Source organism: Corynebacterium sp. MSK073 (genome assembly GCF_030232085.1).
Lineage (GTDB): Bacteria > Actinomycetota > Actinomycetes > Mycobacteriales > Mycobacteriaceae > Corynebacterium.
Genome location: NZ_JASPIY010000004.1, coordinates 89,536 through 114,599 on the forward strand (window position 1 = coordinate 89,536; position 25,064 = coordinate 114,599).

Genomic DNA, 25,064 nt, shown 5'->3' on the forward strand with positions numbered 1-25,064 from the left:
TCGTGAATGCCTGAGCTAACGTCTCCCGTTTCCATAGTGCAGCGGCATGGAAATATACCGAACGGTTTATAACGCGAGGTAGAACACATGTGGGAAGCAACACAAACGGGCAGAATGCGTAAATAAAACAACATATTCAAGGCAAAATAGAAATGTAAGGGTGGTCCACGACCGGCATGCTGATGTGTGTCCACCACGTGTAGTTGAGAACGTGTGGAGTGTATCCATGGTTATTATTCATATTGTCATCGTTCTCGCGGCCATTATCTTAGGTGCGAGAATTGGGTCCATAGGCATCGGCATGGCCGGTGGCCTAGGCGTTCTCCTTTTGGGCGTTGCGGGAGTTCCCGTAACTAGGGAAGACATTCCGTTCGACGTCATCGCCATCATTATGACGGTGATCGCGGCCATCGCCGCGATGCAAAAGGCCGGCGGCATGGACTATTTGGTTCACGTGGCCGAGAAGTTCCTGCGCAAAAACCCCAAGAAGATTACGTTTTACGCACCCATCGTGACCTGGTTGATGACGGTCTTAGCTGGTACCGGGCACACCTCCTTTTCCACGCTGCCGGTCATCGTTGAGGTGGCCAAGGAAGGCAAGGTTCGCCCGTCGCGCCCGCTATCTATCGCGGTCGTCGCCGCGCAGATGGGTATTTGTGCCTCGCCGATTTCTGCTGCAGTTGTCATCCTGGCTGGTCTGCTTGAACCTATGGGGGTGGGGTACCTCCAAGTGCTCGGCGTGTTGATTCCAGCTACCTTTTTGTCCATCTTCCCCGCAGCTTGGCTGGCCAATAAGTTTGGTAAGGAGCTGGAAGATGACCCTGTGTACCAAGAGCGCAAGGCGCAGGGCCTGGTCAAAGAGCCGATTGGTGCTAGCAAATATGAGCCCAAGGAAGGCGCTAAGTCTTCCGTCGTTATCTTCCTTATCGCCATCGTTATCGTCATGGCATGGGCTACCATTTCTTCCGAACAAGTTGAGCTCATCACGGATCCAACGCTGCCGCGCAATGAGGCGATTATGACGGTCATGCTTTCGGCCGCGACGATCATCGTGCTCAAGACCAAGATCCCGGCCGCTGACGTCCTCAATACCCCGGTATTTAAATCGGGCATGTCCGCCTGCATCTGTGTGCTGGGTGTCGCGTGGTTGGGAACCACCCTTATCAACCACTACTTGGACGATATTCAAGCCTTGGCTGGTGACGTCATTGAAGCTTCGCCATGGTTGCTGGCAGTGGTGCTCTTCTTCGCCGCAGCCCTGCTGTACTCGCAGGCTGCTACCACCAAGGCGCTCATGCCCGCCGCGTTGGCGTTGGGAGTAAGCCCGGTTACCGCTGTGGCCGCATTCCCGGCAGTTTCTGCTCTGTTCATCCTGCCTACGTACCCCACGTTGCTGGCAGCAGTCGAAATGGATGATACGGGCACGACCAAGATCGGCAAGGCCGTATTCAACCACCCATTCCTCATCCCTGGCGTGGTCAGCATCGCCGGTTCCGTGCTCCTTGGCTACGCACTCGGCGCGGTAATCATTTAGCGAGTCCTCTAGCTTGCACTCCCAGTGGCGTCTTCTCCGCGGAGAGGGCGCCACTTTTATGTGGAAGCTCCACCATAAGAAATGTTCCGTCTCACACTTCATACCCCCATGCGACTTGGCTTATGCCAGAAATCGGTAGGGTAGGTGCCATGACTACGCAGCCATCCGATGTTGAAATCGCACAAGCCCATAACCTGCAGCCGATTGGGGAGATCGCAGCCAAAGCAGGCATCCCCGAAGATGCAGTAATTCCCTTTGGTTCCACGAAAGCCAAGGTGGATATCACCAAGGTGGACTACGCCAAAGACAAGCGCGGCAAGCTCGTGCTGGTGACAGGAGTCTCCCCAACACCTGCTGGCGAAGGTAAATCCACGGTGCTTATCGGCTTGACCGATGCGCTGGATCAGATCGGGAAGAAGGCTATCGTGGCCCTGCGCGAGCCATCCCAGGGCCCGGTCATGGGCATCAAGGGCGGCGCCGCGGGTGGCGGTTACGCCCAGATTGTGCCGATGGAGGATATCAACCTGCACTTCACCGGTGACTTCCACGCCATTGCCGCGGCAACGAATACGCTGGCGGCCATCATCGACAATCACATCCACCAGGGCAATCAGCTGGGCATCGACCCGCGCCGCGTCACTTGGCAGCGCTGCGTCGACGTGAACGACCGCGCACTGCGCAATGTGGTCACCGGGCTCGGCGGCTCTGCGCACGGCGTACCGGCAGAAACTGGCTTTACCATTACGGCCGCCTCCGAAATCATGGCCATTTTGTGCTTGGCGACGAGCCTCGAAGACCTCAAGCAGCGCCTAGGCGATATCACCGTCGGCTTTACCTATGACCAACGCCCAGTGACCGCGCGCGAGCTCGATGCGGAAGGCGCGCTGACCGCGCTGATGCGCGATGCTTTGAACCCAAACCTCGTGCAAACCCTCGGCGGGGTTCCCGCACTCGTGCACGGTGGTCCTTTCGCCAATATCGCGCACGGCTGCAACTCCTTGCTGGCGACGCAGACCGCGCTGCAGTTCGGCGATATCGTGCTGTCTGAAGCCGGCTTCGGCGCAGATCTTGGCGGCGAGAAGTTTATGGATATCAAGTCCCGGTTTGGTGACCTGGACGTGGCCGGCGCGGTGGTTGTGGCGACGATTCGCTCGCAGAAGTACAACGGGGGCGCTGCCAAGGATAAGCTCACCGAGGAAAACCTCGAGGCGCTGCAGAAGGGCATCGTCAATCTTGAGCGCCACGTAGAAAACCTGCGCAAGTTTGGGATCAAGCCCGTCGTCGCGCTGAACCTCTTCTGGTCCGATACCGAGGCGGAGCGCCAGTTCATGCGCGATTGGGCTAAGGACTTCGGCGTGGCCCTAGAAGAGGCCAATGTCTGGGCTGAAGGCGGCGCGGGAGCAACGAAGCTGGCCGAGGCCCTGTTGGAGAACCTCGAGGGCGGCGCGCAGCAACTCTACGATCCGGAAGAAGGCATCGAGGCCTCCATCGAGACCATCGCCCGCGAGATCTACCGCGCGGACCGCGTGGAATACGGCTCCAAGGCCGTGAAAGACTTGCAGTACATCAAGGACAATGGCTGGGATAAACTGCCCGTAGTCATTTCCAAGACGCAGTATTCCTTCTCCGATGAAGCAACGGCATTGGGTGCCCCGGAAGGACACACGCTGCACGTGCGCGAGCTGCTGCCGCGCACCGGTTCCGGGGTCATTGTGGTGCTGACCGGCAACGTGATGACCATGCCGGGCCTGCCTAAGAAGCCGGCGGCCAATAATATCGACGTCGCCGCCGATGGCACGGTATCCGGACTGTTCTAAAAGGAGCTAATCCGCCGCGGAGCCCGGCCACCCCGGGTACTCCGGCGGCGTGCCGCCAAATTCGGGGCAGATCGCCTGATGCGCGCACCAATTACAGAGCTTGGAGCGTTTCGGGCGAAAGTCCCCGGCGCGCCCATCGGCCTCAATCTTGGCCCACAGTTGGCCTAGATCGCGCTCGAAGTATTCGAGTTCTTCCTGGGTAGGAGCTAAAAACATCGAGTCCAGCACCTTGAGATACATCAGCCGCAGTTGGTGGGGGATGATGCCCAGCAGGCGCCAGTACACCAGGGCGTAAAAGCGCATCTGGAATTGGGCGCTCTGGGAAAACCGGGGTGCTGGTTTCTTTCCCGTCTTATAATCCACGACGCGCACCTTGCCGGTGGGGGCGCGGTCCACGCGGTCAATAAACCCGCGCACGGGCACGCCATTGGGCAAGACTGTATTGACATACATCTCGGTTTCTTGGCAGTCGAAGCCCTGCGGGTTTTCCATCTGAAAATAGCCCTTGAGCAGCTCGCGGGCGGCGACGAAGAAGTCATACGTTTCTTCTTCGGGCACGAGCTCGAGCAGTTCAGCGTCCTCTTCTGTCATCGCGGCCCAGCTCGGTTTGATCATCTTTACCGCTGCTGGGTAGGTGCGCTCTTCACGCGGGAGCTTATGCGTTTCTTCTAGGACCGCGTGGACCAGGGTTCCCTTAACTTGGGCGATGGTCTTGGGCTCGGGAATCTTGTCGATGGCCCGGAAACGGTAGAGCAGCGGGCACTGCTGGTAGTCGGAGGCGCGCGAGGGCGACAGGGCAAGGGGACGGGGGCGGGGAGTTGATGTAGTAGCCATGGTGTATCTAGCCTATCGCTGATCGTTTCGTGGCATGCTAGAAGGCATGAGTTATACCGATAAGTTCCTTGATTTCTTGGCGGCCTCGCCGTCGTCGTACCACGCCGCGCATGAGGTAGCGCGCCAGCTGCAAGAATCTGGCTTCCAGGTTCAGGATGAGCGCGAGGACTGGTCGGCCGCACCAGGCGGGCACGTCATGGTCCGCGGCGGTGCGGTTGCCGCGTGGTACGTGCCGGAAGGCGCCGATAAGAACTCCGGTTTCCGCATCGTTGGCTCGCATACTGATTCGCCGGGGCTGGCGCTCAAGCCCACGCCCGATTTTTCGGCTGTAGGTTGGCAACAGGTCGCGGTGGAAATCTACGGCGGTGCCTTGCTGCACACGTGGTTTGATCGTGAACTTACCGTCGCCGGCCAGGTGGTGACCACGGATGGGCGCCAGCACCTCGTGAATACGGGTCCAGTCCTGCGCCTTCCTTCGCTGGCCATTCACTTGTACCGCAAGGATGAGTTCAAGCCGGACCGCCAAAAGCACATGCAGCCGGTGCTGACGGTCGGCGATGAAGAGGCGTCGATCCTGCAGGTGGTGGGGGAGCAGGCGGGCATCGCCAAGCAGGATATTGCTTCCTTCAACCTGATTACCGCCGATGCCGCCCGGGGTGCCGTCTTTGGCGCGGGCGAAAAGTTTATCGCGGCTGGCCGCATGGATAACCTATCTTCGGTGCACGCCTCGCTGGAGGCCATGCAAAGCGCTGCGCAGGACTATGACGGCTCCGATATTTTGGTCATGATGGCCTTTGACCACGAGGAAGTGGGCTCGAGTTCCCGCTATGGTGCCGCCGGACCGATCCTGCAGGACGTGCTAACCCGCACCGCCCGCGCGCTGGGGGCTAATGAGGAAGAGCGATTCCAGATGTTCGCTCGCTCCAGCTGCGTGTCTGCCGATGCCGCGCACTCGGTGCACCCCAATTACGCGGATAAGCACGACCCCACCCACCAGCCGATCATTGGGCAGGGCCCAGTGACCAAGATCAACGGCAACCAGCGCTACGCCTCAGATGCACAGACGATTGCTCTGTGGGAGACCGCGTGTGCCAAGGGTGGGGTTCCGGTGCAGCGTTTCGTGGGCAATAACGATGTGCCGTGCGGCTCGACCATCGGCCCGATTACCGCAACGCGGCTGGGTATCGACACCGTCGATGTGGGCGTGCCGATGCTGTCGATGCACTCCGCGCGCGAGATGGTGGGCGAGCAGGACCAAATATGGCTCTCGCGGGCTCTTGAGGCATACTTGAAGGGTTAGTACCCACAACCTCGAGGAGTTTTGCGGCATGGCTTATTCTGGCCCCTTTTCCTATGGCGACCGCGTGCAGCTGACGGACGCTAAGCGTCGCCACTACACGGTCATTTTGAAAGAAGGAGGCCAGTTCCATTCCCATAAAGGCATAATCAACCACGATGACATCATGGGGATGGATGAAGGTTCCGTCATCGAGTCCACCCTGGGCTCGTCCTTCCTGCTCTTCCGCCACCTCATGGTGGATCACGTCTTATCGATGCCGCGCGGTGCCGCCGTCATTTACCCCAAGGACGCCGCACAAATCTTGGTCGAGGGCGATATCTTCATGGGCGCCCGCGTGCTTGAGGCCGGTGCGGGCTCCGGCGCCTTGTCGATGTCCCTCCTGCGCGCCGTGGGCCCCGAAGGCCACGTCTATTCCTATGAAATCCGCGATGATCACCTGGAGTACGCGGTCGATAACGTCGAGGAATACTTTGGCGCTCGCCCCGAGTGGTGGTCGCCGCGCCTAGGCGATCTTGGCGATGTCACCGCTGAGGACCTCGGTGGCCCCGTCGACCGCATCATCTTGGACATGCTGGAGCCTTGGGAGAACCTGGAGACCGTGCGCGATCTGCTGATCCCTGGCGGCGTGTTCATGACCTATGTGGCAACGGTCCCGCAGCTGATGAAGGTCATGGAGGGCATCCGCGAGCTACAATGCTTTACCGAGCCGAAGGCGTGGGAATCCCTCGTGCGCGAGTGGAAGGTAGAAGGCCTAGCCACCCGCCCGGAGCACCGCATGAATGCGCACACCGCATTCCTAATTTGGACCAGGCGGCTTGCCGATGGCGTCACCCCGCCGCGCCCCCAGCGCCGCGCCCGCAAATAAGGTGCACAGTTTTAAGTACACGGGTGTAATTAATTACTAAAGTGGCCTCGCTCATACCTTCTCGCGCGTTAAAGTGATGTGCATGGATGAAGCCACGGATAATAAGCGGCAACTCAGCCAGCTTGCTGCGCGCAATCAAAAGCTGGTGGAGCTACTACAGAAATCGCGCGCCGAGCTCGAGCAGTTATTTGCTGAGGTCAATGCGCTTGCAGAGCCAGCCTCTACTTACGGCGTCTTTTTGGCCTACTCGCCGCACCAAAGCGAGGTAGGCACCACCGCGGAGGTCTATACCAACGGCCGCGTCATGCAGCTCAAGGTCTCCCCCAACGTGGAGCCGGGCAGCCTGCAGGTGGGCCAACAGGTTCGGCTGGGCGATGGCTTCGTGGTCGTCGAAGGCTGCGCCCCTACGAGCACCGGCGAACTTGCCACCGTGGTCGAGCGCTTGGACCAGCGCCGCGCCGTCGTGGCTAATTCCGCGGGGGATAACCGCGTCGTCCTGCTCGCACAGGCGCTGCAAGAAAGCGTGCGCGCGGGCGAGGTCGTGCTGCTGGATACCAAGGCTTCCGTGGCCGTGGAAAAGGTGGACCAGGCAGAGGTTTCCCAGCTTTCGCTGGAAGAAGTACCCGATGTGCGCTATGAGGACATCGGTGGCTTGAATGAGCAGATTTCGCAGATCCGCGATTCCGTCGAGCTGCCCTTTATCCACCCCGAGCTCTACCGGCAATATGGGTTGCAACCGCCCAAGGGCGTATTGCTTTATGGCCCACCCGGCTGCGGAAAGACGCTCATTGCTAAGGCCGTGGCGAACTCCCTGTCTACCCAGATGGGGGGAAATGGCTCCAGCTACTTCCTTAATGTCAAGGGCCCAGAGCTGCTGAATAAGTACGTCGGCGAAACCGAACGCCGCATTCGGCTTATCTTTGAGCGCGCCCGCGAGCTCGCCCAGGCCAGCGCGGATCGCCCCGTGGTCATCTTCTTTGACGAGATGGAATCCATTTTCCGCACCCGCGGATCCGGGGTTTCGTCTGATATGGAAACCACCGTCGTTCCCCAGCTGCTGACGGAGCTCGATGGCGTGGAGGGCCTCAGCAATGTGGTCATCATCGGCGCCACCAACAGGGAAGAGCTCATTGACCCCGCCATCATGCGCCCGGGCAGGCTGGATATGAAGGTGCGCATCAATCGCCCCACCAAGCGCGGCGCGCGCGAGATCTTCGCCCGCCACTTCGATCCCTCCATTCCACACGTGGGCGATATTGACGAGCTCATCGGCGATGCCGTAGATGAGCTCTATAGCGATAGGCCTTTTGCCCAGCTGCACTTTAGCAATGGGCAGCGCCAGGTCCTGCACTACCGCGATTTCGTCTCTGGCGCGATGATTGCCAATATCTTGGCCCGGGCTAAGAAGCTAGCCATCAAGGAGGCTTTATCGGACCACGGTGCGCAGCGCGCCGCGGAGGAAGGCGATGGGGGCGTTAAAGGGGGCATCGGCAAGCAGCACCTGCGTGCCGCCATCGCCGCCGAGCAGGCGGAATCGGAATACATGCCCACCTCAACCAACCCCGAGGAATGGAGCAAGATTGTTTCCGCGGATCACGGCGGATCGCGTGTGACCAGTGTGGAACTTTTAAGCGGAAGGAGCTGTACGTGGCCCGCGTGCTAGGAACGGAAACGGAATACGGCATTTCTACGCCGGATTCGCCGGAGGAATCCCCAATCATCACCTCGACCCACGCGGTGGTGGCCTATGCAGCGCTGTACACGGGCGCGCGTTCGCGCTGGGATTTTGCGGAAGAACATCCCTTGCGAGATTCCCGCGGTTTTGACCTCAAGCGCTACGATACGGTTCCCGTGGTAGACCCCAATGCGGTTGGTGTGGCCAATGTTGTCACCCCGAGCGGGGCGCGGTTCTATGTGGACCATGCCCACCCCGAGTACTCGGCGCCGGAATGCACAAATGCTTGGGACGCGACGCTCTATGACGCCGCCGGCGATCACACGCTGCTGCAGGCCAGGGATGCCGTCGCGGAGCTGACGGAGCAGGGAAAGTCCGTCCTCGTGGATCGTCAACCGTGCCCGCCGCTGCGGTTTTATAAAAACAATGTCGATGGCAAGGGTGCCAGCTACGGTTCGCATGAAAATTATCAGTACGCACGGAGCACCGATTTTTCGGTCATGGCCCAGGCGCTGATTCCCTTCTTCGTTGCCCGGCAGGTCGTCATCGGTGCTGGGCGCATGGGCCGCGGGGAGTTTGGGGAGGAACCGGGGTTCCAGATTTCCCAGCGCGCGGACTATATCGAGCAGGAAATTTCCCTGGAAACCACCCTCAACCGCGGCATTATCAATACCCGCGACGAGCCCCATGCCATCCACGATGACTTCGGCCGCCTGCACGTCATTATCGGCGATGCGAATATGTCGCAGACCTCGACGCTGCTGAAATTGGGCATGACCTCGCTGGTGCTCGATGCCATTGAGGCCGGCACGGACTTTAGCGATTTGCGCCTTGCCGATGCCGTCGCGGAGGTGCCCCTGGTAAGCCGCGACCTCGAATTGCGCCACCGGCTCACGCTTGCCGATGGCCGCGAGCTCACCGCCCTCGAGCTGCTCGCCGAATACCGCCGCCGCCTGCAGCCGGAGACTTCCGCCGACCACAAGGTGCTGGCGGCCTGGAACGAGGCGGTAGGGCTACTTGCCGATGACCCCCTCAAGGCCTCCCACCTCCTAGATTGGGTGGCCAAGTACCGGTTGATCAAGAGCTACCTCGACCGCGGCATCGCCCCAGATGACCCCAAGCTGCGCCTTATCGACCTGCAATATGCCGAAATCGATCCGGCGAAGTCGCTGCACTATGCGCTGGTGCGCAAGGGCCAGATGCGCCAGCTCTTTAGCGCCGAGGACCTGCGACGGGCCGCGGCCGAGCCGCCTACCGACACCCGTGCATATTTCCGCGGGCGCATAACGCAGAAATTCGGCGAAGATATCATCGCCGCCAGTTGGCAAAGCCTCACCCTGCGCCGTGGTGCTACGGACGGGCGCTCCCGCAATGGCGTCTGGGCTACCGTGGCCATGGATGATACCCGTGGCCTCACCCGTGCGGACTGCGAAGGCATCATCGAGGGCGCCAGCAGCGTAGAGGAGTTACTTGAAGGGCTTGCTGCCATCGGCATCCAGCCCGAGTATCGTAAGTAATGATCACCTAATATGAGGAAAGGATGACACCGTGTCCACTTCGAATCGCCAGGTCAGTAGCAATAATGGGGGAAATGGCCCCGAGTCAGAGGAAGAATTTACCGCTACCCAGCTCAATATCAACACCTCCGGCACCGATGATCTCTTGGATGAGATCGATGGCCTGCTAGAAAATAACGCGGAAGAATTCGTCCGCTCGTACGTCCAAAAGGGCGGACAGTAGGCGTGGAATCCACCCGTCCCGTTTTTGCTCGGCGGATCATGGGCATCGAAACCGAGTACGGCCTGTCCACGGCGACGCCGAAGAGCCAGCGGGCATTAAGCCCCGATGAGGTTGCGCGCGTGCTCTTCCGGCCGATCGTGGAAAAATACGCCTCGTCCAATATCTTTGCCACCAATGCCAGCCGCCTGTACCTCGACGTCGGCTCGCACCCTGAGGTAGCCACCGCCGAGTGCGATAGCCTCAGCCAGCTCATCGCCCATGAATGCGCCGGTGACCGCGTGATGAACCGCCTGGTCCTGCAGGCGGAAGACGCTTTGGCCGAAGAAGGAAACGAGCGCGCGGTCTACCTTTTTAAAAATAACGTCGATTCCGCCGGGCACTCCTTTGGCTGCCACGAGAATTACCTCATTAGCAGGCACATGGTGCTCAAAGACCTGGGCGTAGCGCTCTTGCCGTTCTTGATTACCCGCCAACTTATCTGCGGGGCGGGAATGGTGCAGCCTGCCAAGGGCGACCAACCCGCGCAATTCCTCTTATCCCAGCGCGCCGATCAGGTATGGGAGGGCGTATCGTCCGCGACCACCCGCTCCCGGCCCATTATCAATACCCGCGATGAGCCGCATGGGGATTCCAAGCGCTTCCGCCGCATGCACATCATCGTGGGCGATTCCAATATGGCAGAGCCCACCATCGCATTGAAGGTCGGCTCCACCCTGCTCATGTTAGAGATGCTGGAGGCGGGCTTCGAGCTGCCCGAACTCGAGATCGCAGATCCAATCCACCACATCCGCTCCATCGCACGCGATGTGACCGGCTCTACGCCGCTGCCGCTTGTTAGCGGGGGAACCATTACCGCCTTGGAGGTCCAGCAGCAGCTTTGCGCGCGGGCGCGCGATTGGCTCGCTCACCGCGAAGACGCCGGCACGCCCACGGCGGAATTAGAGCGCGTCGTTGACCTGTGGGAGCGCATCCTGCGCGCCATCGAGACCGGAAACTTTTCCGGAGTGAACCGCGAGATTGATTGGGTGATCAAGCTCGAGCTGCTCGAGCGCTACCGCTCCCGCTTGGGCGGTGACTGGGCGCATCCGAAGCTGACGCAGGTCGATATGACCTATCACGATATCCGGCCTGGGAGAGGCTTATATGACGTGCTGCTGCGCCGTGGGATGATCGAGCGCTGGATTGATGATGAGTCCATCGAGCGCGCGGTATCGGCCGCGCCGCCGACTACGCGCGCGGCTTTGCGCGGAAAGTTCCTAGCTGCGGCCGAAGAATGCGGCGCGCACGTGACCGTGGATTGGACGCGGCTGAAGGTTAATCGCCCAGAACCGCGCACCGAGGAACTGCTCGATCCCTTCGCGTCCACCGATCCGCGCGTTGAGGCATTGCTAGACTATATGCACGATAATCACGCCTAGGGCGTGCACATTGAGCACTGGGGAGAGTAGACAACGTGGTGGCATCACGATCCACGCCGAGCCGGCAGGATGCGGCGGTAGAAAGGCTCACCAACCTATCCTTTGCGCTGCAAGGAGCGGCGAATTCGGGTGGTTCACCTGACCGCTCCGCGGCCTGGATCCGCAGCCACGTCGCAGGTTATAGCGATAAGTCCGACGAGGCTTTCACCAAGGCACTGGGCCGCGATATCGCCACCTTGCAACGCGCCGGAGTCCCCATCGTGCACACCGGTGGGGAAGACGGTGTCTCGTACCGCCTCGACCAAAGCAATTACCAGCTCCCGCCGGTGGAATTTTCACCGGAAGAAGCGATGGTGCTTGGCATCGCAGGGGGAGTGGGAACCCCTGGTGGATTGAGCGATTTCTCCCTGTCCGGGTGGACCAAGATTGCCGCTTCGGGGGCCTCCCGCAACCTGGAGGGTGCCCCCGTATATACCGCGGTCAATGACATCACCCGGCTCGCCCCCGAAGTCATCACCTTCGTCCTCGCCGCCGTGCGAAATAAAGTGCGCATCACCTTTTCCTACCGCCCCCATCCGGCGGCTGAGACAGTGCGCCGGACCATGGATCCCTGGGGAGTGGTCAACCACCAAAGTCGCATTTATATTGTTGGCTTCGATGTTGACCGCGCAGCCCCGCGCGTCTTCCGGGCCTTAAGGCTTTCCGATATCAAGCGGTCCCACCAGCCGGCTGAGCACATCGAGCCGACGGTGGACATCGACAAGCTCGTCAAAGAGGCGCTACAACGCGGCGAAAAGGTGGATGCGACCCTGTATATTCCAGAGGGTCAAGCCCAAGAGCTAGAAAGCGTGGGCACGCGCACCGCCGATGGCACCGTAGTGCTTACCGGGGTCCAGAAGGATTGGTTGGTGCGCAGCGCAGCGGGCTATGCCCCAGAAGTAAAAGTGCTCGATCCCCCCGAGGTGCGCAATGACATCATTAATCTATTGCGCGCAGCCGCCAACCACAATGGAGCTGAGTAAACCTATGGCCGATGGATCTCATAAACTGCAAGCGCTCGTCCGGTCGCTCAACCTCATCCCGTATTTTCAAAACCATCCGGATAAAACCCCGATGGAGGCGGCCGCGGATTTGGGGATGGACCCAGGAGAGCTAAAAGATGCCGTGGACCGGCTATTTTGCTCTGGGACTGGCCGCAATACCGAAGAGCTCATCGATCTCTCTTTCAGCTACCGCGATGGTGTCACCATCTACAATGACCAAGGTCTGGGACAAGCATTGCGGCTTACCCCAACCGAGGCAGGCGCCCTCTTGCTTACCCTAGAATCCCTCGAGGCCATGCCCGGGCTGCTGGATGCCAGGGCGATTAAGTCGGCCGCGGAGAAATTGCGCTCCATTATGGATGAGCGCACGCTGAGTATCTATGACACGTTATCGACGGTGGACCCGCAAGAATCCGATATCCAGGCAACCTTAAACCGCGGGCTCAATGAAAAACGGCGCATCCGGATGCGCTATTGGAGTGCTTCATCTAATAAGGAAACCGAGCGCCTAGTTGATCCGGCCCGGATCTTCATCGTGGATGCCGAGCCTTATCTCGCGGCATGGGAAGAAGATAAGCAGGGGCATAGGACCTTCCGCATCGACCGCATCAAGCATGCCGAGTTGACCGAGGAAACTGCTCATCCGCGCCTCAAGGAGCTGGATTTCGACGCTGCAGCACCCTTTAATTTAGGTACGGCGGATTCCGTGGAATTAATCATTCATGAAGAATTCACTTGGCTTGCAGAATACTACGATATGCAACTAAGCAAACGCCTAAAAAACGGCACTGTAGCTGCAACGATGCAGGTAGGATCGGTGGATTGGCTGGTTCGTTTCGCCCTCGGGCAGGCCGATAGGTTACGCGTTATAGCCCCGCAATCTATTGTGAATCTCATTGCGGAACGCGGAAATGCCGCGTTGAAGGGCTATACTTAAAATTCAGTTACTGCACGCACATGCGTCTTAAAATTGCCTCGCGAATTCTCCCCGCGAAGGGAGAGAGCGCGGCGGCCATCTGGCGCAGGCAAAGAAGAACCGAAAGAGGATCTTATGACCTTAGGACCATTGGAAATCGGCCTGATTGTTCTCGTCATCATCTTGCTATTTGGCGCGAAGAAACTGCCCGATCTTGCTCGTTCCATGGGCCGCTCGATGCGCATTTTCAAATCTGAGGTCAATGAAATGCAATCGGAGGACACCAAGCGCTCTGAGGCTCAAGCTCAATTGAGCCAGAAGCGCCAGCAGTCCGATGAGGAGTTCTGGAACCGCCCAGATATGCAACCTGGCCACCAGCAGGGAAACACTTCTTCTCAGAATTAACGCCTTCTGCCTGCTAGAAACGCGAACACGCTTTGCTTATGTACTCGCCAGCCGTGCCGGCGCGCGGCATCCAGATACCGAGTGAGCAGGGTAGTGTTCGCTCTTGTGCGTTGAAAGAGCCAAATTGATGTCCTCACAGTCCCACCCTGTCGGTGAACAAGGATCCCGCGTGCGCCGCAAGCGGCGAGGTTTTTCACGCAAGCCCAAGAATCCAACGGGCGAGATGACCTTAGTGCAGCACCTGCAAGAGCTGCGGCGAAGGATCATTATTTCCTTGTTGGCCTTGGTTATCGGTGCGATCATCGGTTTCATTTGGTACCAGCAGGCGCCCTTCCGGATTCCGCCGCTGGGAGAAATTCTGCGCGAGCCTTATTGCTCATTGCCGGAAGATAAGCGGGCCAATTTCAATAACGATGGCGAATGCCGCTTGCTTGCCACCAGCCCCTTCGAGATGCTCATTTTGCGTCTGAAGGTCGGTGCTTTGGCCGGTACGGTGATTTCGTCCCCTGTCTGGCTCTACCAGGTGTGGGCATTCATCGTCCCAGGCCTGCATAAGAACGAGCGCCGCTATACCTTGAGCTTCGTCGTTGTGGCCGTCTCACTCTTCCTGGCGGGCGCCGTCTTGGCCTATTTCATCTTGTCCGTGGGCTTGGAATTCCTCATTGGTATCGGCGCTGAGTATCAAACCGCAGCATTAACCGGTGAGCGATATTTTTATTATCTTTTGGCGATGTTGCTCATCTTCGGCATCAGCTTCGAGGTTCCACTTTTGGTGGTCTCGCTCAATCTCATTGGTATCTTGGAATACAACCACGTCAAGGACAAGCGCCGCATTATCATCGTCGTGGTTATGATCTTCGCTGCTTTGGTGACGCCAGGCCAAGAACCGTTTAGCATGCTGGTCTTATCCGCCTGCCTCTTGCTGCTTATCGAGATTGCCTTCCAGTTCTGCCGCATTCACGATAAACGCCAGAACCGGCAGCGCCCTGAGTGGATGGATCTTGATGATGAATCCGCGTCCGCGCTTGATGAGGGCCCCACGGGCGTGGGTGGACCCGCGCCTGTCGATGCCCCATCGGGCGTGTATGCCTCCCCAAAGCCCACGGCACCTAGCGCGTCATCGCAGACTGTCCGCGCGGAAAAGCGGGCGGCGGATAGCACTTCGCAGCAGGCTGGGGATCGCAAGGGGCCGCCACGGCCTACCGATGAAGGCGGCTTTTTCGACGATGTGCTTTAAGCACGGGTAGCCTTGTGAGATATGACTGAAACTCACCTGGATACCTTCGCTGCCGGCCTCCCATACCCCTTGGATGAGTTCCAGGTGCAGGGGTGTGAGGCGGTAGAAAGTGGCCAAGGTGTGCTCGTCTGCGCCCCTACCGGCGCAGGTAAAACCGTCGTTGGCGAGTTTGCCGTTTCTTTGGCCTTAAGCCGCGGCACGAAGTGCTTTTATACCACCCCGGTTAAGGCGCTGAGCAACCAGAAGTACCACGACCTCGTCGCTGAGCACGGCGAGGATGCCGTTGGTCTGCTTACTGGCGATGTCTCTATCAACTCGGACGCCGAAATCGTGGTGATGACCACTGAGGTGCTGCGCAATATGATCTACGCGGATTCGCCCGCGCTGGATAGGCTTACCCACGTGGTCATGGATGAAATCCACTTCCTTGCAGATGCCTCCCGCGGTGCGGTCTGGGAAGAAGTCATTTTGAACTTGGCGGATCACGTTTCCATCATTGGTCTATCTGCCACCGTGTCCAATTCCGAGGAATTCGGTGAATGGCTCGCTACCGTCCGCGGAGATACCTCTGTCATTGTGACCGAACACCGGCCGGTTCCGCTCGATCAATGGATGATGTTGGGCCGCAAGATTTATCCGCTCTTTGAACCGGAATCCGGCGGCCAGGTCAATTCTGAGTTAGAGCGCCGCATTCAGCGCTTGGAGGCGGGCGATAGCGATGATGCGCGCGCGGACTATAAATCCGGCAAGGGTTTTCGCGCGAGGGCGCGCCACAAGGGCGGCGGGCGCAGCGATTTTCATGGGAAGGCCGGCGGTCGTTCCGGTTCTTCTCGCCCGCAGGATCGCTACCGTCCCTTAGGGCGCCCGGAGGTGCTCAAGGTGCTGCAATCGCAAGATATGCTGCCCGCGATTACCTTTATTTTTTCCCGCGCCGGTTGCGACGGCGCGCTCTATCAGTGCCTGCGCAGCAGGATGGTGCTGACGACGCAAGAAGAAGCAGAAGAAATCAAGGCCATCGTCGATGCCGGCGTCGAGGGCATCCCAGAAGAAGACCTCCAGGTCCTAGACTTTCGGCGGTGGCGCGAAGCGCTCTCGCGTGGTTTTGCTGCCCACCACGCAGGGATGCTGCCGGCATTTCGCCACATCGTCGAAGAACTCTTTGTTCGCGGCTTGGTGCGCGCCGTATTCGCAACAGAGACCCTTGCCTTGGGCATTAATATGCCCGCCCGCACGGTGGTGCTCGAAAAGCTCATTAAGTTTAATGGCGAAGCGCACGTGGACCTCACGCCAGGCCAATACACGCAGCTGACCGGGCGTGCTGGCCGGCGCGGAATCGATACCCTGGGCAACGCGGTCGTGCAGTGGGCGCCTGCTATGGATCCGCGTTTTGTCGCAGGTTTGGCTTCGACGCGCACGTATCCGCTCATTTCTACGTTTGCGCCGGGCTATAACATGGCCATTAATCTGCTGGGCATGCTCGGTTTTGAAGACTCGCTGCGGCTGCTGGAAAAGTCCTTCGCACAGTTCCAAGCCGATGGCTCCGTGGTGGAAGAAACCCGCGAATTAGAACGCGCGGAGCATCGCGTGTGCGAGTTGCGGGAGCAGCTTGACGATGCCGTCGATGCCCTCGCACCACCGGCCAAGGACGGCGAGGATCCCGCCGAGGTGCTCATGGATTATATCCGGTTGCGCCGCGAGCTAACGGCAGAAGAAAAACAATCCAAGGTTGATAAGGAACACCAACGCACCCAGGAAGTAGTCGCGGTGCTAGCCCGCCTGCAATTGGGCGACGTCATCGCGATTGCCGGAAAGAAACGGCCCACCCTTGCCGCGGTGGTCACCCCGGCCAACCAGACTGAGGATCCACGTCCGTGGGTGACCACGGAATCTGGGTGGTCTGGGCGCATCGATGCCACCGGGATTAGCAATCCACCGATTCAGCTGGGCCGTATTAAGATCCCGAAGCCGGTGCGGAAGAATCCGCGGCGCAATACCAAGTACATCCAGGATGTCTTCCGCCGCGAAAAGTTTGATCGTCCGAAGCGGATGAAGTCGAAACCACGCCTGCGACCAAATAAGCGGGTGGGCGAGTTGCGCGATGCCATTCGCGAGCACCCTGCACACGAGTGGCCCGCCACCGATAGGGAGCAGCTAGCCGGCGTGGCGCAGAAGTTGGCGCGGCGCGAGCGCGACCTTGAAAAGCTGCAGGCCAAGGTGAATAAGGCGACCGATACATTGGGTCGCACCTTTGAACGCATCGTGGATCTGCTCGCGGAGATGGACTATGTCGAATTCTCTGGCGCGGGCAGCGATCGCACGCCGGTGATTACTGAGGAAGGTGAGCGCCTGGCCAAGATTCATAGCGAATCCGATCTGCTCGTTGCCCAATGCCTGAAGCGCGGCATTTGGGATGAGCTGGATCCGGCGGAATTGGCCGGCGTTGCTTCCCTGTGCTGCTTTGAAAATAGGAAGGCCACTGGGGGCCAGCCGGAGGCGGCAACGGACCGCATGGCCGATGCCATGAATGCGACGTGGCGCATCTATACCGAGCTCAGCGCGGATGAACGGCGCCACCGCCTGCCCCCGACGCGCGAGCCGGAAGCCGGCTTTGCGCTGGCCATTCACCAGTGGTCGGCGGGTGCGCCCTTGGGCTATTGCATGGCGGCGGCCAATGAGGCGGGCGCGGAGCTTACCCCCGGTGATTTTGTGCGGTGGTGCCGCCAGGTCGTGGACCTACTGCAGCAAATCGCCAAGACTGGCTACGATGGCCAGATCCAGCGCAACGCGCGCCGCGCAATCGATGCCATCCAGCGCGGGGTCGTCGCGATCGGGGCTTAAGCTAGCCCGGCCCACTGGCTAGTAGACTGTGGGGCATGACTACTCAGGCTTTTTCTCCCGAAGTGTATTCGCGCCGGCTCGCGGCCGCGCAAGAAGCGGCCGCCCAGCAGGGCATTGACCTTTTGCTGATTGGCACCGGCCCCGATTTCGCCTACCTGACCGGTTCGTGGGTATCGTCCCACGAGCGCTTGACGGTGCTGGCCGTTCCCCAGAGCGGCACGCCGTGGATCGTCTCGCCGAATACGGATATTACGGATATTAAATCGGCGCCCGTCGGCAAGCTCGATGTAGAGCTGCGCGGGTGGAATGACGGCGATAATCCCTACGAGCTCGCCCTCAAGGGCGCTGCGTCAATTAAGAAGGTCGCGCTGGGCCAATCCCTAACGGCGGATCATATCCTGCAGTTCCAGGGGCTCGTATCTGATGCGGACTACGTTCTTGCCACCTACGCGCTGGCAGAGCTGTTTACCCGCAAGGACCAAGCAGAAATCGCGGAGCTGCGCAAAGCCGGCCAAGCCATCGACGCCGTGCACGCCAAGGTCCCCGAGCTTCTGCAGCCCGGCCGCACCGAGGCCGAGGTGGCCCATGAACTGGAAAAGCTCATCCTCGAAGAGCATTCCATCATTGACTTCGTCATCGTGGGGTCCGGCCCGAATGGCGCCAATCCGCACCACAGCTTCTCCGACCGGAAGCTGGCTGCGGGCGAGCCCGTCGTCGTGGATCTCGGCGGCACCCTGCCCTCCGGCTACCACTCCGATTGCACCCGCACCTACGTCGTAGGCGGCGATCTCAGCCAGGCGCCGCAGGACTTCCAGGACGCCTATGCTGTGCTTTACGATGCCCAAGCGGCCGCCCGCGCCGCCGCCAAGCCCGGCAGCACGGCCGAGGAAATCGACGGGGTTGCTAGGAAGGCTATTGCCGATGCCGGCTGGGGCGATAAATTCGTCCACCGCACCGGCCACGGTATTGGTCTCTCGACCCACGAGGAGCCCTTCATCATGGAGGGCAATGACCTGCCGCTGGAAGAGGGCATGGCCTTTTCCATCGAGCCGGGCATTTACCTGGAGGGCCAGTGGGGCATGCGCCTCGAGGACATCGTGGTACTTACCAAGGATGGCTACGAGTCCCTCAACGTCGTCGAACGCGAAGTGCGCTAAGTGGCTGGCGTACTGATCCTGGGCGGGCGCAGCGATATCGGCGGCGAAATCGCCCAGCGCGTGGCCCGCGGCAACGAAATCGTCCTCGCCGCGCGCGGGACGCATGGGCTTGAGGAGATTACCTCCCAGCTAGAGGCCGCTGGTGCGCGCAGCGTCCACCAGCTGTCCTTTGACGCAGAGGACTTTTCCCAGCACCGCCAGATCTTTGCCGAGGCCAAGGAACGCGTCGGCGCCATTGAGCTTACCGTGGTCGCCTTTGGCATCCTGGGGGATCAAGATAGGGCAGAAACCGATCCTGCCCACGCAGCACAGATCGCCACCATCGACTACACCGCTCAGGTCTCCGTTCTCACGGTGGCGGCGCAGTCGATGCCGCGCGGCCACATCGTGGCCTTTTCCTCCATCGCTGGGTGGCGGGCGCGGCGCGCCAATTATGTCTACGGTTCCACCAAGGCCGGGCTGGATGCTTTTTGCCAGGGCCTTGCGGACAGGCTGCACGGCAGCGGGCTAGGGCTGATTACCGCGCGCCCCGGGTTCGTCATCGGATCCATGACCCAAGGAATGAAACCCGCCCCACTATCGGTGCGGCCAGGCGATGTCGCCGATGCCGTCGTCGCCTGCATAGATGGCGACGACCGCCGCGGTCAGGCGCGCAGCCACACCTTGTGGATCCCAAGGGCGCTGCAGGCCTTGGCATGGGTCATGCGGTTGGTGCCCCGGCCCGTGTGGCGGCACATGCCGCGCTAGTCGGCCTCGCCTTCCCGCAATAGGGGCGAGTTGATGTCGAAGATGAATCCGCGCGGGGCGAGCACGCGGAGGACGACCTCAGCATCGCCCTCTGCGATGTCGTGAAAGACTAAGCCACCCCACGGGGTGACCGTGATGTTCACCTCGAGCTGGCCGATAAGCTGCGCGAACTGCGCCGGGATGGCGCCTTGGTAGACCCCCGCGCCAAGGTCGACCACGCCTTCTGCCTGGTGCTCGTCCAACCAGCCAATGGGCCCAGGTTCTGCGTTAAGCTCCGCGTCACTTGTCACACCGCCCTTCGTCTCGGTGCTTTGTGCACCGAGGCGTTGGAGGTGGGCTGCGGCATCGGCAAGCGAGAGGCCTGCGGTAGGGATGTCGGCGGCGGGGGACTGGGTGATATTCAAGGTGGCATCGTCAAGCAGACGCATGCTGACCTGCGTGGCAGAAGCCGGGAGATCGTCGTCGGTAGCGGTAATCGCGAGCGACTCCACGCCGGGCTGTTCGGTATTCAGGTGCGTGGCCAGCTCGCGCGCGGCCTGCTTCGCCGCGGCAGAAAGGGGAGAGGCCAGCACAGGAATGTGGAAGCTCTGCAACTCCAATTTATCCAGCTCAGCCGCCAGCTGCGCCTTGTCCGTGACGCCCCGCAACTCGATGGCGGAATTGGGGCGAATATAAACGCTGCCATCGGTCCAATGCGCCGCGCAATAACCCAAATGGATCCAATCATTGGGGCTGGTAAACCCGCCCACAACGTGTAAGCGCAGGCAAGTGCCGGACTCGGGGTGCTGGAAAAATTCGGGGTAATGCATAGCTTGCCAGTCTAGCCTGAGTGTTGCCAGCATATCGCCAGCATTGCTCGTTAAACTGAAAGTTATGCCGTTTTTATATCTCGTCCTCTATATGCTGGCGGAAACCTTAGCGTTCTGGGCCGTCGCCGAGTGGATTGGCGTCTTTTGGGCGCTCATTGCCCTGTTCATCACCATGTTCTTTGGCATGTCCATCGCTGGCATTGAGGTGCGCCGGTTGATGGGTAAACAAGTAGAGCAGGCCGGTGACGGGACCTACTACGTGCGCGATGACAATGTAGGAAAAACCGCCGGCAACGTGGGCTTGACTTTGGCCGGTGGCATGTTGTTGTCCCTGCCTGGGTTCTTGACCAGTTTTCTGGGGATTCTGCTCATCTTTGCCCCAACGCGGTCGTTGTTTCGCAAGGTTATGGCCGTATCCATCTATCGCAAGGTGGAGAATTTGGGGGTGCGCATTTACGAGGCATCGCCCATGGCGCAGCAGCACGATAGCTATGGCAACTTTGGTTCCTTTGGGCAAGCAGCGGGGCAATCCTTTGGCCAGTCATCTGGTCAGAGCGACTCCCACGAGGTAATTGATGAGGAAGAGCTGCGCAACTGGTCCGAGAACCTAGACCCTGATGACTTCGGCCCCCGTGGCGGCGATGATGGTTCGCAGGGTGGAAAATAAGTGGCGGTATTTTTCGCTCGCTTGGTCATAGCGGGCATTTCTGGTGCGCTGACCTTTACCGCCGTTGAGCCGCGCGGCTGGTGGTGGGGCGCGATTATCGGCATCGCCCTGCTGTATGTGAGCCTGATGCCGTGGCGTGGGCGACAGGTGCGCGGATCCGTAGGCGCCCTTTTGGCGGTAACGCACGGGCTGGTCTTGTACCTGCTGAGCCTGCCGTGGATTGGCGAGTTGGTGGGGACCGTGCCCTATGCGGCGCTTGCTATCTGGCTTTCGGTCTATGCCATCCTTTTGGGTATCTTCGGGGCCGCAGTGGCGCGATGGCGATATGGATTTCTGGTCTTTCCCTTCGTGTACCTCGCCGTTGAGGTCCTGCGTTCCTCTGTGCCCTTTGGCGGTTTCCCTTGGGTCAAGCTGGCGTGGGGGCAAATTGAAGGGCCCTTAGCCAATCTCGCCCCGTGGGGCGGGACCTCGATGATCACGGTGGCAACGGCATTGTGCGCCTGCGGCCTGGCTGGCTTGTTGCTGCGCGGCGGGCGGCTAAAGGTAGCCGCTGGCGCCGCGCTCATCCTCCCGCTAGTTGCAGGACTCGCGGCTGGGCGCGGTATCGATCCCGCAGATACCGAGTTCGGCGATACCAAGGTAGCCGCCATCCAAGGCAACGTGCCGCGCAGTGGTTTAGATTTCGCCGGGCAACGGCGGGCGGTGCTGAATAACCACGTCCAGGAAACGGAGAAGCTAGCCCGCCGCGAAGACGATATAGATCTGGTGATCTGGCCGGAAAACTCTTCCGATATCGACCCTTTCCGCGACGGCGAAGCGGCCCAAGCCATTAGCGGGGCCGTCGATGCCATTGACGCGCCAGTGCTGGTTGGCACCGCCACCCGCGATGAGGTGGGCGCGCGCAATACCATGCAGGTCTTTACCCCCGGCCACGGCGTGGGCGACCATCACTATAAGAAGTACCTACAGCCGTTCGGTGAAACCATGCCCATGCGGGACTTCTTCGCGCATTTCTCGGACTACGTCGACCTCGCCGGGGATTTCAAGGCAGGGGACGGGCCCGGTGTGGTCTCCATGAATTCCGTCGCGGTAGGTGTGGCGACCTGTTATGAGGTCTCCTTCGATAACGCCTTCCACGAATCCGTCAACAACGGCGCGCAGATTCTCACGACGCCTACCAATAACGCTACGTTCGGCTTTTCCGATATGACCTACCAGCAGCTGGCCATGAGCAGGCTGCGGGCGCTCGAAACCGACCGCGCCGTCGTGGTCGCAGCCACCTCTGGGGTGTCCGCACTCGTGCACCCAGACGGCAGCGTGAGCCAATCCTCGGAGCTCTTTGAGCCCGCGGCACTGGTAGAAAGCCTGCCACTGAAAACCGGTGAAACATTTTCGGTGCGCTACGGTTCGCTCATGCAGTGGCTGATGGTTATTATTGGTACCGTCTGCGCACTCATTGCCGTGCGTATCAACCGATTGGGTCGTACACCTCGCGGTGACGGCGCTAAAGAAAAGTAGGAGCATTAATTACTGTGAGCACTCTTGATTCTGCGACGCTGGTTATCATCCCAACGTATAACGAGATTGAAAACCTGCCCTTGATTACCGGCCGCGTCCGCGAGGCGCTGCCAGAGGTTCACATCCTCGTTGTGGATGATAATTCCCCCGACGGCACCGGCGAGAAGGCCGATGCTTTCGCTGCAGAAGATGACCACATTCACGTGCTGCACCGCGAGGGCAAGGGCGGCCTCTTGGGCGCTTATATCGCCGGCTTCGAGTGGGGCTTGGAGCGCGACTACCAGGTCCTTTGTGAGATGGATGCTGATGGCTCCCACGCCCCAGAGCAGCTGCACCTACTGCTGGAGGAGATTGACAAGGGCGCCGACCTCGTCATCGGCTCCCGCTATGTGCCAGGCGGCGAGACCGTCAACTGGCCGGCATCCCGCGAGTACCTGTCCCGCTTGGGCAACCTCTATATCTCCTTCGCGCTCGGCACCGACCTGTCCGATATGACCGCAGGCTACCGCGCTTTCCGCCGCGAGCTGTTGGAAGACATCGACTTTGACGAGCTGTCCAAGGCCGGCTACATCTTCCAAGTGGACTTGGCCTTCCGCGCGGTCAAGGCTGGATACGATATCCGCGAGGTGCCCATCACCTTCACCGAGCGCGAGTACGGCGAATCCAAGCTGGATGGTTCCTTTGTCAAGGATTCCCTCTTCGAGGTAACCAAGTGGGGCGTGGCCCACCGCGCGGAGCAGGTGAAGGATTTTGCCGGCGAGATGTCCAAGCTGGCGGACCACGAGATCAAATACGGCTCTGTTCACAATGCCGGCCAGAAGGCCCGCAACGGTGTGGGCTGGGCCACCAACTTGGCCAATGAGCTGGGATACTTGGTCAAGCACCAGGTGGGCCAGCTGACTAAGAAGAAGTAATCTAAGCAGCATAAAGCCCGTACCCCAACGCCACCGTGGCGGTCAGGGTACGGGCTTTAATTAATTCCGCTTGAGCCTTTAAGACTTCTTCTGCTGTTCCTGCTCCTTGAGGAGGCGAGCAGCGGTCCGACGGCGGGAGCGCAGGTGGTTAATGCGCTCTTCCAAAAGCTCATCGAGCTCCTCGATGGAGCGACGCTCCCGCAGCATATCCCAGTGTGTGCGCGGTGGCTTGATGGGCTTAGCTTCCACGCCTTCGCCCTCTACGAGGTGGCCCAGTTTGCCATTCTTGCACATCCATTCTTCAGGGATTTCTGCCTCATGTGCAAAGGGCACCTCATAAATCTCACCATCGTCCGTGCGGTATTTCACCATCTGACGCGGTGCGAGGTCGTGGTCGCGGTCAGTTTCGTAGCTGACTGCACCCATACGGCTGCCACGGAGTACGCGATCTGCCATGCAACATCATCCTTTTCAAAGAGATCCCTGATTGACGGCGATAGTTTCGCCTAAGAGCTATTTATTATAACGAACACCCACGCGGTATTGTTCCCAGCCCGCCGTTTAATGGACTAAAGTGTATCGAGTGATCCGTACAGCTAGTCGTGAAAGCAATGTCGGTTCCTGCCAATGGTGTGGAAAGGATATTGACCAAGGCGGTAGGGGACGACCACGTAAGTTTTGCAGCGCCTCGTGCAAACAGCGTGCCTATGAACAAAGAAACAATGTTAGTGGCACGGATATTCCTGCCGATGCAGTAATCTTAAGCCCAGATAAAGTGCAAGGTTTGCGCGACGGCCTTTTTGAATTGCGGTGTTCCGCAGAAGACATTCATACCGCCGCGGAAGAAGGCGCGAGCGCGGAAGAGCTTTCCAGTCTGTGTGAGGAGCTTGTTTCGCTGGCTCGGCGTTTAGAAGGACTTCGATAGTAGATGAAAAAGCTTTTTTATAACCGGAAACTTGTTGTTTCCATTTTCGTGGTTTTAATCCTCGTGCTTACCGCCGTAGCGATCGGCCCGATTGTGTACTCGCTTTTCAAAAGCGGCGGCGTCAAGACGGAGCCCGTGACTGCCGATGGCGCCAAGGCAGCCTCGACTCCGCTCGACGGTTCCTGGTCAGTGGCCAAGGGTCGCGCCGATAACCACACTTCGGTGGGCTTTACCTTCGACGAGGTTCTGCCCGCGGAGAGGACGTCCACCTCCGGGTCGACCACGGAGGTCACCGGTCAGGCGAAGATTTCCGATTCCACGCTGGAATCCGCCACCATCACGGTGAATATGGATGCTCTTACCACGGACAAGAAAGTCCGCGACCAAAACATGAAGTCCAAGCTCTTTAAGACCTCAGACTTCCCAGAATCTTCCTTCACGCTTACCAAGCCCGCTTCGCTTGCCGATGTCCCCGAAGACGGCACCATCGGCTCCGTCAAGCTCACCGGTGACCTTACGATCAAGGACAAGACGCAGGAAATCACCCAGGAGTTCGATGTCCTGCGTGACGGTGACGATATCGTCATTGGCGGCGACGTTCCGATTAACCGCCTGGACTACAACGTGGAAACCCCAGACATGCTGGCGGCTAAGGTCGCCGAGGACGGCGAGATCAACCTGCGCATCTCCTTGAACAAGGATTAA

23 protein-coding genes are annotated in these 25,064 nt (G+C 59.7%); 20 read left to right on the top strand and 3 right to left on the bottom strand.

All coding sequences use genetic code 11. The features are described from left to right. Positions 1-226 precede the first annotated feature (226 nt). Positions 227-1,534 (top strand): anaerobic C4-dicarboxylate transporter, encoded by a 1,308-nt coding sequence (locus QP970_RS03990; protein ID WP_284869686.1) that lies wholly within the window; start codon positions 227-229, stop codon positions 1,532-1,534. Positions 1,535-1,683: 149 nt separating this feature from the next. Next, on the top strand, positions 1,684-3,351 hold the full coding sequence (locus QP970_RS03995; RefSeq protein ID WP_284869687.1) for a formate--tetrahydrofolate ligase: 1,668 nt from the start codon (positions 1,684-1,686) through the stop codon (positions 3,349-3,351). A gap of 6 nt (positions 3,352-3,357) precedes the next feature. Here the strand turns inward: QP970_RS03995 and QP970_RS04000 are convergent, their stop codons facing one another. Then, complete coding sequence (locus QP970_RS04000; protein WP_284869688.1) at positions 3,358-4,185, bottom strand: RecB family exonuclease; 828 nt, start codon at positions 4,183-4,185, stop codon at positions 3,358-3,360. 46 nt (positions 4,186-4,231) lie between these two features. Here QP970_RS04000 and QP970_RS04005 point away from each other — a divergent pair, with 46 nt between their 5' ends. The 13 genes from QP970_RS04005 (at position 4,232) to QP970_RS04065 (ending at position 19,526) form a co-directional block, all read left to right on the top strand. Next, complete coding sequence (locus tag QP970_RS04005) at positions 4,232-5,485, top strand: M18 family aminopeptidase (RefSeq protein ID WP_239268122.1); 1,254 nt, start codon at positions 4,232-4,234, stop codon at positions 5,483-5,485. 28 nt (positions 5,486-5,513) lie between these two features. Then, complete coding sequence (locus tag QP970_RS04010) at positions 5,514-6,350, top strand: tRNA (adenine-N1)-methyltransferase (protein WP_239268120.1); 837 nt, start codon at positions 5,514-5,516, stop codon at positions 6,348-6,350. A gap of 82 nt (positions 6,351-6,432) precedes the next feature. Further along, on the top strand, positions 6,433-8,013 hold the full coding sequence (gene arc, locus QP970_RS04015) for a proteasome ATPase (protein WP_023022344.1): 1,581 nt from the start codon (positions 6,433-6,435) through the stop codon (positions 8,011-8,013). Further along, entirely contained in the window at positions 7,998-9,542 is a 1,545-nt protein-coding gene (dop, locus tag QP970_RS04020; RefSeq protein WP_239268116.1) for a depupylase/deamidase Dop, read from the top strand. Before arc ends, dop begins: the two co-directional genes overlap by 16 nt. A 31-nt stretch (positions 9,543-9,573) precedes the next feature. Continuing rightward, a complete protein-coding gene (locus tag QP970_RS04025) occupies positions 9,574-9,765 on the top strand; it encodes a ubiquitin-like protein Pup (RefSeq protein WP_005279201.1) in 192 nt (63 codons plus the stop codon). 38 nt (positions 9,766-9,803) lie between these two features. Next, positions 9,804-11,183, top strand: a complete 1,380-nt coding sequence (gene pafA / locus QP970_RS04030) for a Pup--protein ligase (RefSeq protein WP_239268303.1) — start codon at positions 9,804-9,806, stop codon at positions 11,181-11,183. A gap of 35 nt (positions 11,184-11,218) precedes the next feature. Then, the gene (locus QP970_RS04035) at positions 11,219-12,205 is read left to right on the top strand and encodes a helix-turn-helix transcriptional regulator (protein ID WP_239268113.1); all 987 of its coding nucleotides are present in this window, start codon (positions 11,219-11,221) and stop codon (positions 12,203-12,205) included. 4 nt (positions 12,206-12,209) lie between these two features. Continuing rightward, positions 12,210-13,163, top strand: a complete 954-nt coding sequence (locus tag QP970_RS04040) for a helix-turn-helix transcriptional regulator (RefSeq protein ID WP_239268111.1) — start codon at positions 12,210-12,212, stop codon at positions 13,161-13,163. A gap of 114 nt (positions 13,164-13,277) precedes the next feature. Then, positions 13,278-13,547, top strand: a complete 270-nt coding sequence (tatA, locus tag QP970_RS04045) for a Sec-independent protein translocase subunit TatA (RefSeq protein WP_023022332.1) — start codon at positions 13,278-13,280, stop codon at positions 13,545-13,547. Between the two features lie 127 nt (positions 13,548-13,674). Continuing rightward, the gene (tatC, locus tag QP970_RS04050; RefSeq protein WP_232208515.1) at positions 13,675-14,784 is read left to right on the top strand and encodes a twin-arginine translocase subunit TatC; all 1,110 of its coding nucleotides are present in this window, start codon (positions 13,675-13,677) and stop codon (positions 14,782-14,784) included. A 21-nt stretch (positions 14,785-14,805) separates the two neighbouring features. Then, complete coding sequence (locus tag QP970_RS04055) at positions 14,806-17,622, top strand: DEAD/DEAH box helicase (protein ID WP_284869689.1); 2,817 nt, start codon at positions 14,806-14,808, stop codon at positions 17,620-17,622. A gap of 35 nt (positions 17,623-17,657) precedes the next feature. Beyond that, positions 17,658-18,779: a M24 family metallopeptidase gene (locus QP970_RS04060; RefSeq protein WP_284869690.1), complete on the top strand. Its 1,122-nt coding sequence runs from the start codon at positions 17,658-17,660 to the stop codon at positions 18,777-18,779. After that, positions 18,780-19,526 (top strand): SDR family oxidoreductase, encoded by a 747-nt coding sequence (locus QP970_RS04065; protein ID WP_284869691.1) that lies wholly within the window; start codon positions 18,780-18,782, stop codon positions 19,524-19,526. It abuts the gene before it with no gap. On the opposite strand, the gene QP970_RS04070 is transcribed toward QP970_RS04065, so the two are convergent. Then, a complete protein-coding gene (locus QP970_RS04070; RefSeq protein WP_284869692.1) occupies positions 19,523-20,335 on the bottom strand; it encodes a precorrin-3B synthase in 813 nt (270 codons plus the stop codon). The genes QP970_RS04065 and QP970_RS04070 overlap by 4 nt on opposite strands. 64 nt (positions 20,336-20,399) lie before the next feature. Here QP970_RS04070 and QP970_RS04075 point away from each other — a divergent pair, with 64 nt between their 5' ends. Genes QP970_RS04075 through QP970_RS04085 form a run of 3 tightly spaced genes read left to right on the top strand, consistent with a single transcriptional unit; the run spans position 20,400 to position 23,434 of the window. After that, positions 20,400-21,002, top strand: coding sequence for an FxsA family protein (locus tag QP970_RS04075; RefSeq protein WP_284869693.1), 603 nt, complete (start codon positions 20,400-20,402; stop codon positions 21,000-21,002). Then, a complete protein-coding gene (gene lnt, locus QP970_RS04080) occupies positions 21,003-22,520 on the top strand; it encodes an apolipoprotein N-acyltransferase (RefSeq protein WP_284869694.1) in 1,518 nt (505 codons plus the stop codon). A gap of 14 nt (positions 22,521-22,534) precedes the next feature. Next, positions 22,535-23,434, top strand: coding sequence for a polyprenol monophosphomannose synthase (locus QP970_RS04085; protein ID WP_284853928.1), 900 nt, complete (start codon positions 22,535-22,537; stop codon positions 23,432-23,434). Between the two features lie 78 nt (positions 23,435-23,512). On the opposite strand, the gene QP970_RS04090 is transcribed toward QP970_RS04085, so the two are convergent. After that, positions 23,513-23,890 (bottom strand): RNA polymerase-binding protein RbpA, encoded by a 378-nt coding sequence (locus QP970_RS04090; RefSeq protein ID WP_005279221.1) that lies wholly within the window; start codon positions 23,888-23,890, stop codon positions 23,513-23,515. 127 nt (positions 23,891-24,017) lie between these two features. Between QP970_RS04090 and QP970_RS04095 the strand changes: the two genes are divergently transcribed. Beyond that, positions 24,018-24,359, top strand: a complete 342-nt coding sequence (locus tag QP970_RS04095; protein ID WP_284853929.1) for a hypothetical protein — start codon at positions 24,018-24,020, stop codon at positions 24,357-24,359. Positions 24,360-24,362: 3 nt separating this feature from the next. Continuing rightward, complete coding sequence (locus tag QP970_RS04100; RefSeq protein ID WP_284853930.1) at positions 24,363-25,064, top strand: YceI family protein; 702 nt, start codon at positions 24,363-24,365, stop codon at positions 25,062-25,064.

What these genes read in the sequence shown, in the direction of transcription:
- QP970_RS03990 (WP_284869686.1), top strand. Translation starts at nt 227, where the DNA reads ATGGTTATTATTCATATTGTCATCGTTCTCGCGGCCATTATCTTAGGT.
- QP970_RS03995 (WP_284869687.1), top strand. Translation starts at nt 1,684, where the DNA reads ATGACTACGCAGCCATCCGATGTTGAAATCGCACAAGCCCATAACCTG.
- QP970_RS04000 (WP_284869688.1), bottom strand. Translation starts at nt 4,185, where the DNA reads ATGGCTACTACATCAACTCCCCGCCCCCGTCCCCTTGCCCTGTCGCCC.
- QP970_RS04005 (WP_239268122.1), top strand. Translation starts at nt 4,232, where the DNA reads ATGAGTTATACCGATAAGTTCCTTGATTTCTTGGCGGCCTCGCCGTCG.
- QP970_RS04010 (WP_239268120.1), top strand. Translation starts at nt 5,514, where the DNA reads ATGGCTTATTCTGGCCCCTTTTCCTATGGCGACCGCGTGCAGCTGACG.
- arc (WP_023022344.1), top strand. Translation starts at nt 6,433, where the DNA reads ATGGATGAAGCCACGGATAATAAGCGGCAACTCAGCCAGCTTGCTGCG.
- pafA (WP_239268303.1), top strand. Translation starts at nt 9,804, where the DNA reads ATGGGCATCGAAACCGAGTACGGCCTGTCCACGGCGACGCCGAAGAGC.
- QP970_RS04040 (WP_239268111.1), top strand. Translation starts at nt 12,210, where the DNA reads ATGGCCGATGGATCTCATAAACTGCAAGCGCTCGTCCGGTCGCTCAAC.
- tatA (WP_023022332.1), top strand. Translation starts at nt 13,278, where the DNA reads ATGACCTTAGGACCATTGGAAATCGGCCTGATTGTTCTCGTCATCATC.
- tatC (WP_232208515.1), top strand. Translation starts at nt 13,675, where the DNA reads ATGTCCTCACAGTCCCACCCTGTCGGTGAACAAGGATCCCGCGTGCGC.
- QP970_RS04055 (WP_284869689.1), top strand. Translation starts at nt 14,806, where the DNA reads ATGACTGAAACTCACCTGGATACCTTCGCTGCCGGCCTCCCATACCCC.
- QP970_RS04060 (WP_284869690.1), top strand. Translation starts at nt 17,658, where the DNA reads ATGACTACTCAGGCTTTTTCTCCCGAAGTGTATTCGCGCCGGCTCGCG.
- QP970_RS04070 (WP_284869692.1), bottom strand. Translation starts at nt 20,335, where the DNA reads ATGCATTACCCCGAATTTTTCCAGCACCCCGAGTCCGGCACTTGCCTG.
- QP970_RS04075 (WP_284869693.1), top strand. Translation starts at nt 20,400, where the DNA reads ATGCCGTTTTTATATCTCGTCCTCTATATGCTGGCGGAAACCTTAGCG.
- QP970_RS04090 (WP_005279221.1), bottom strand. Translation starts at nt 23,890, where the DNA reads ATGGCAGATCGCGTACTCCGTGGCAGCCGTATGGGTGCAGTCAGCTAC.
- QP970_RS04100 (WP_284853930.1), top strand. Translation starts at nt 24,363, where the DNA reads ATGAAAAAGCTTTTTTATAACCGGAAACTTGTTGTTTCCATTTTCGTG.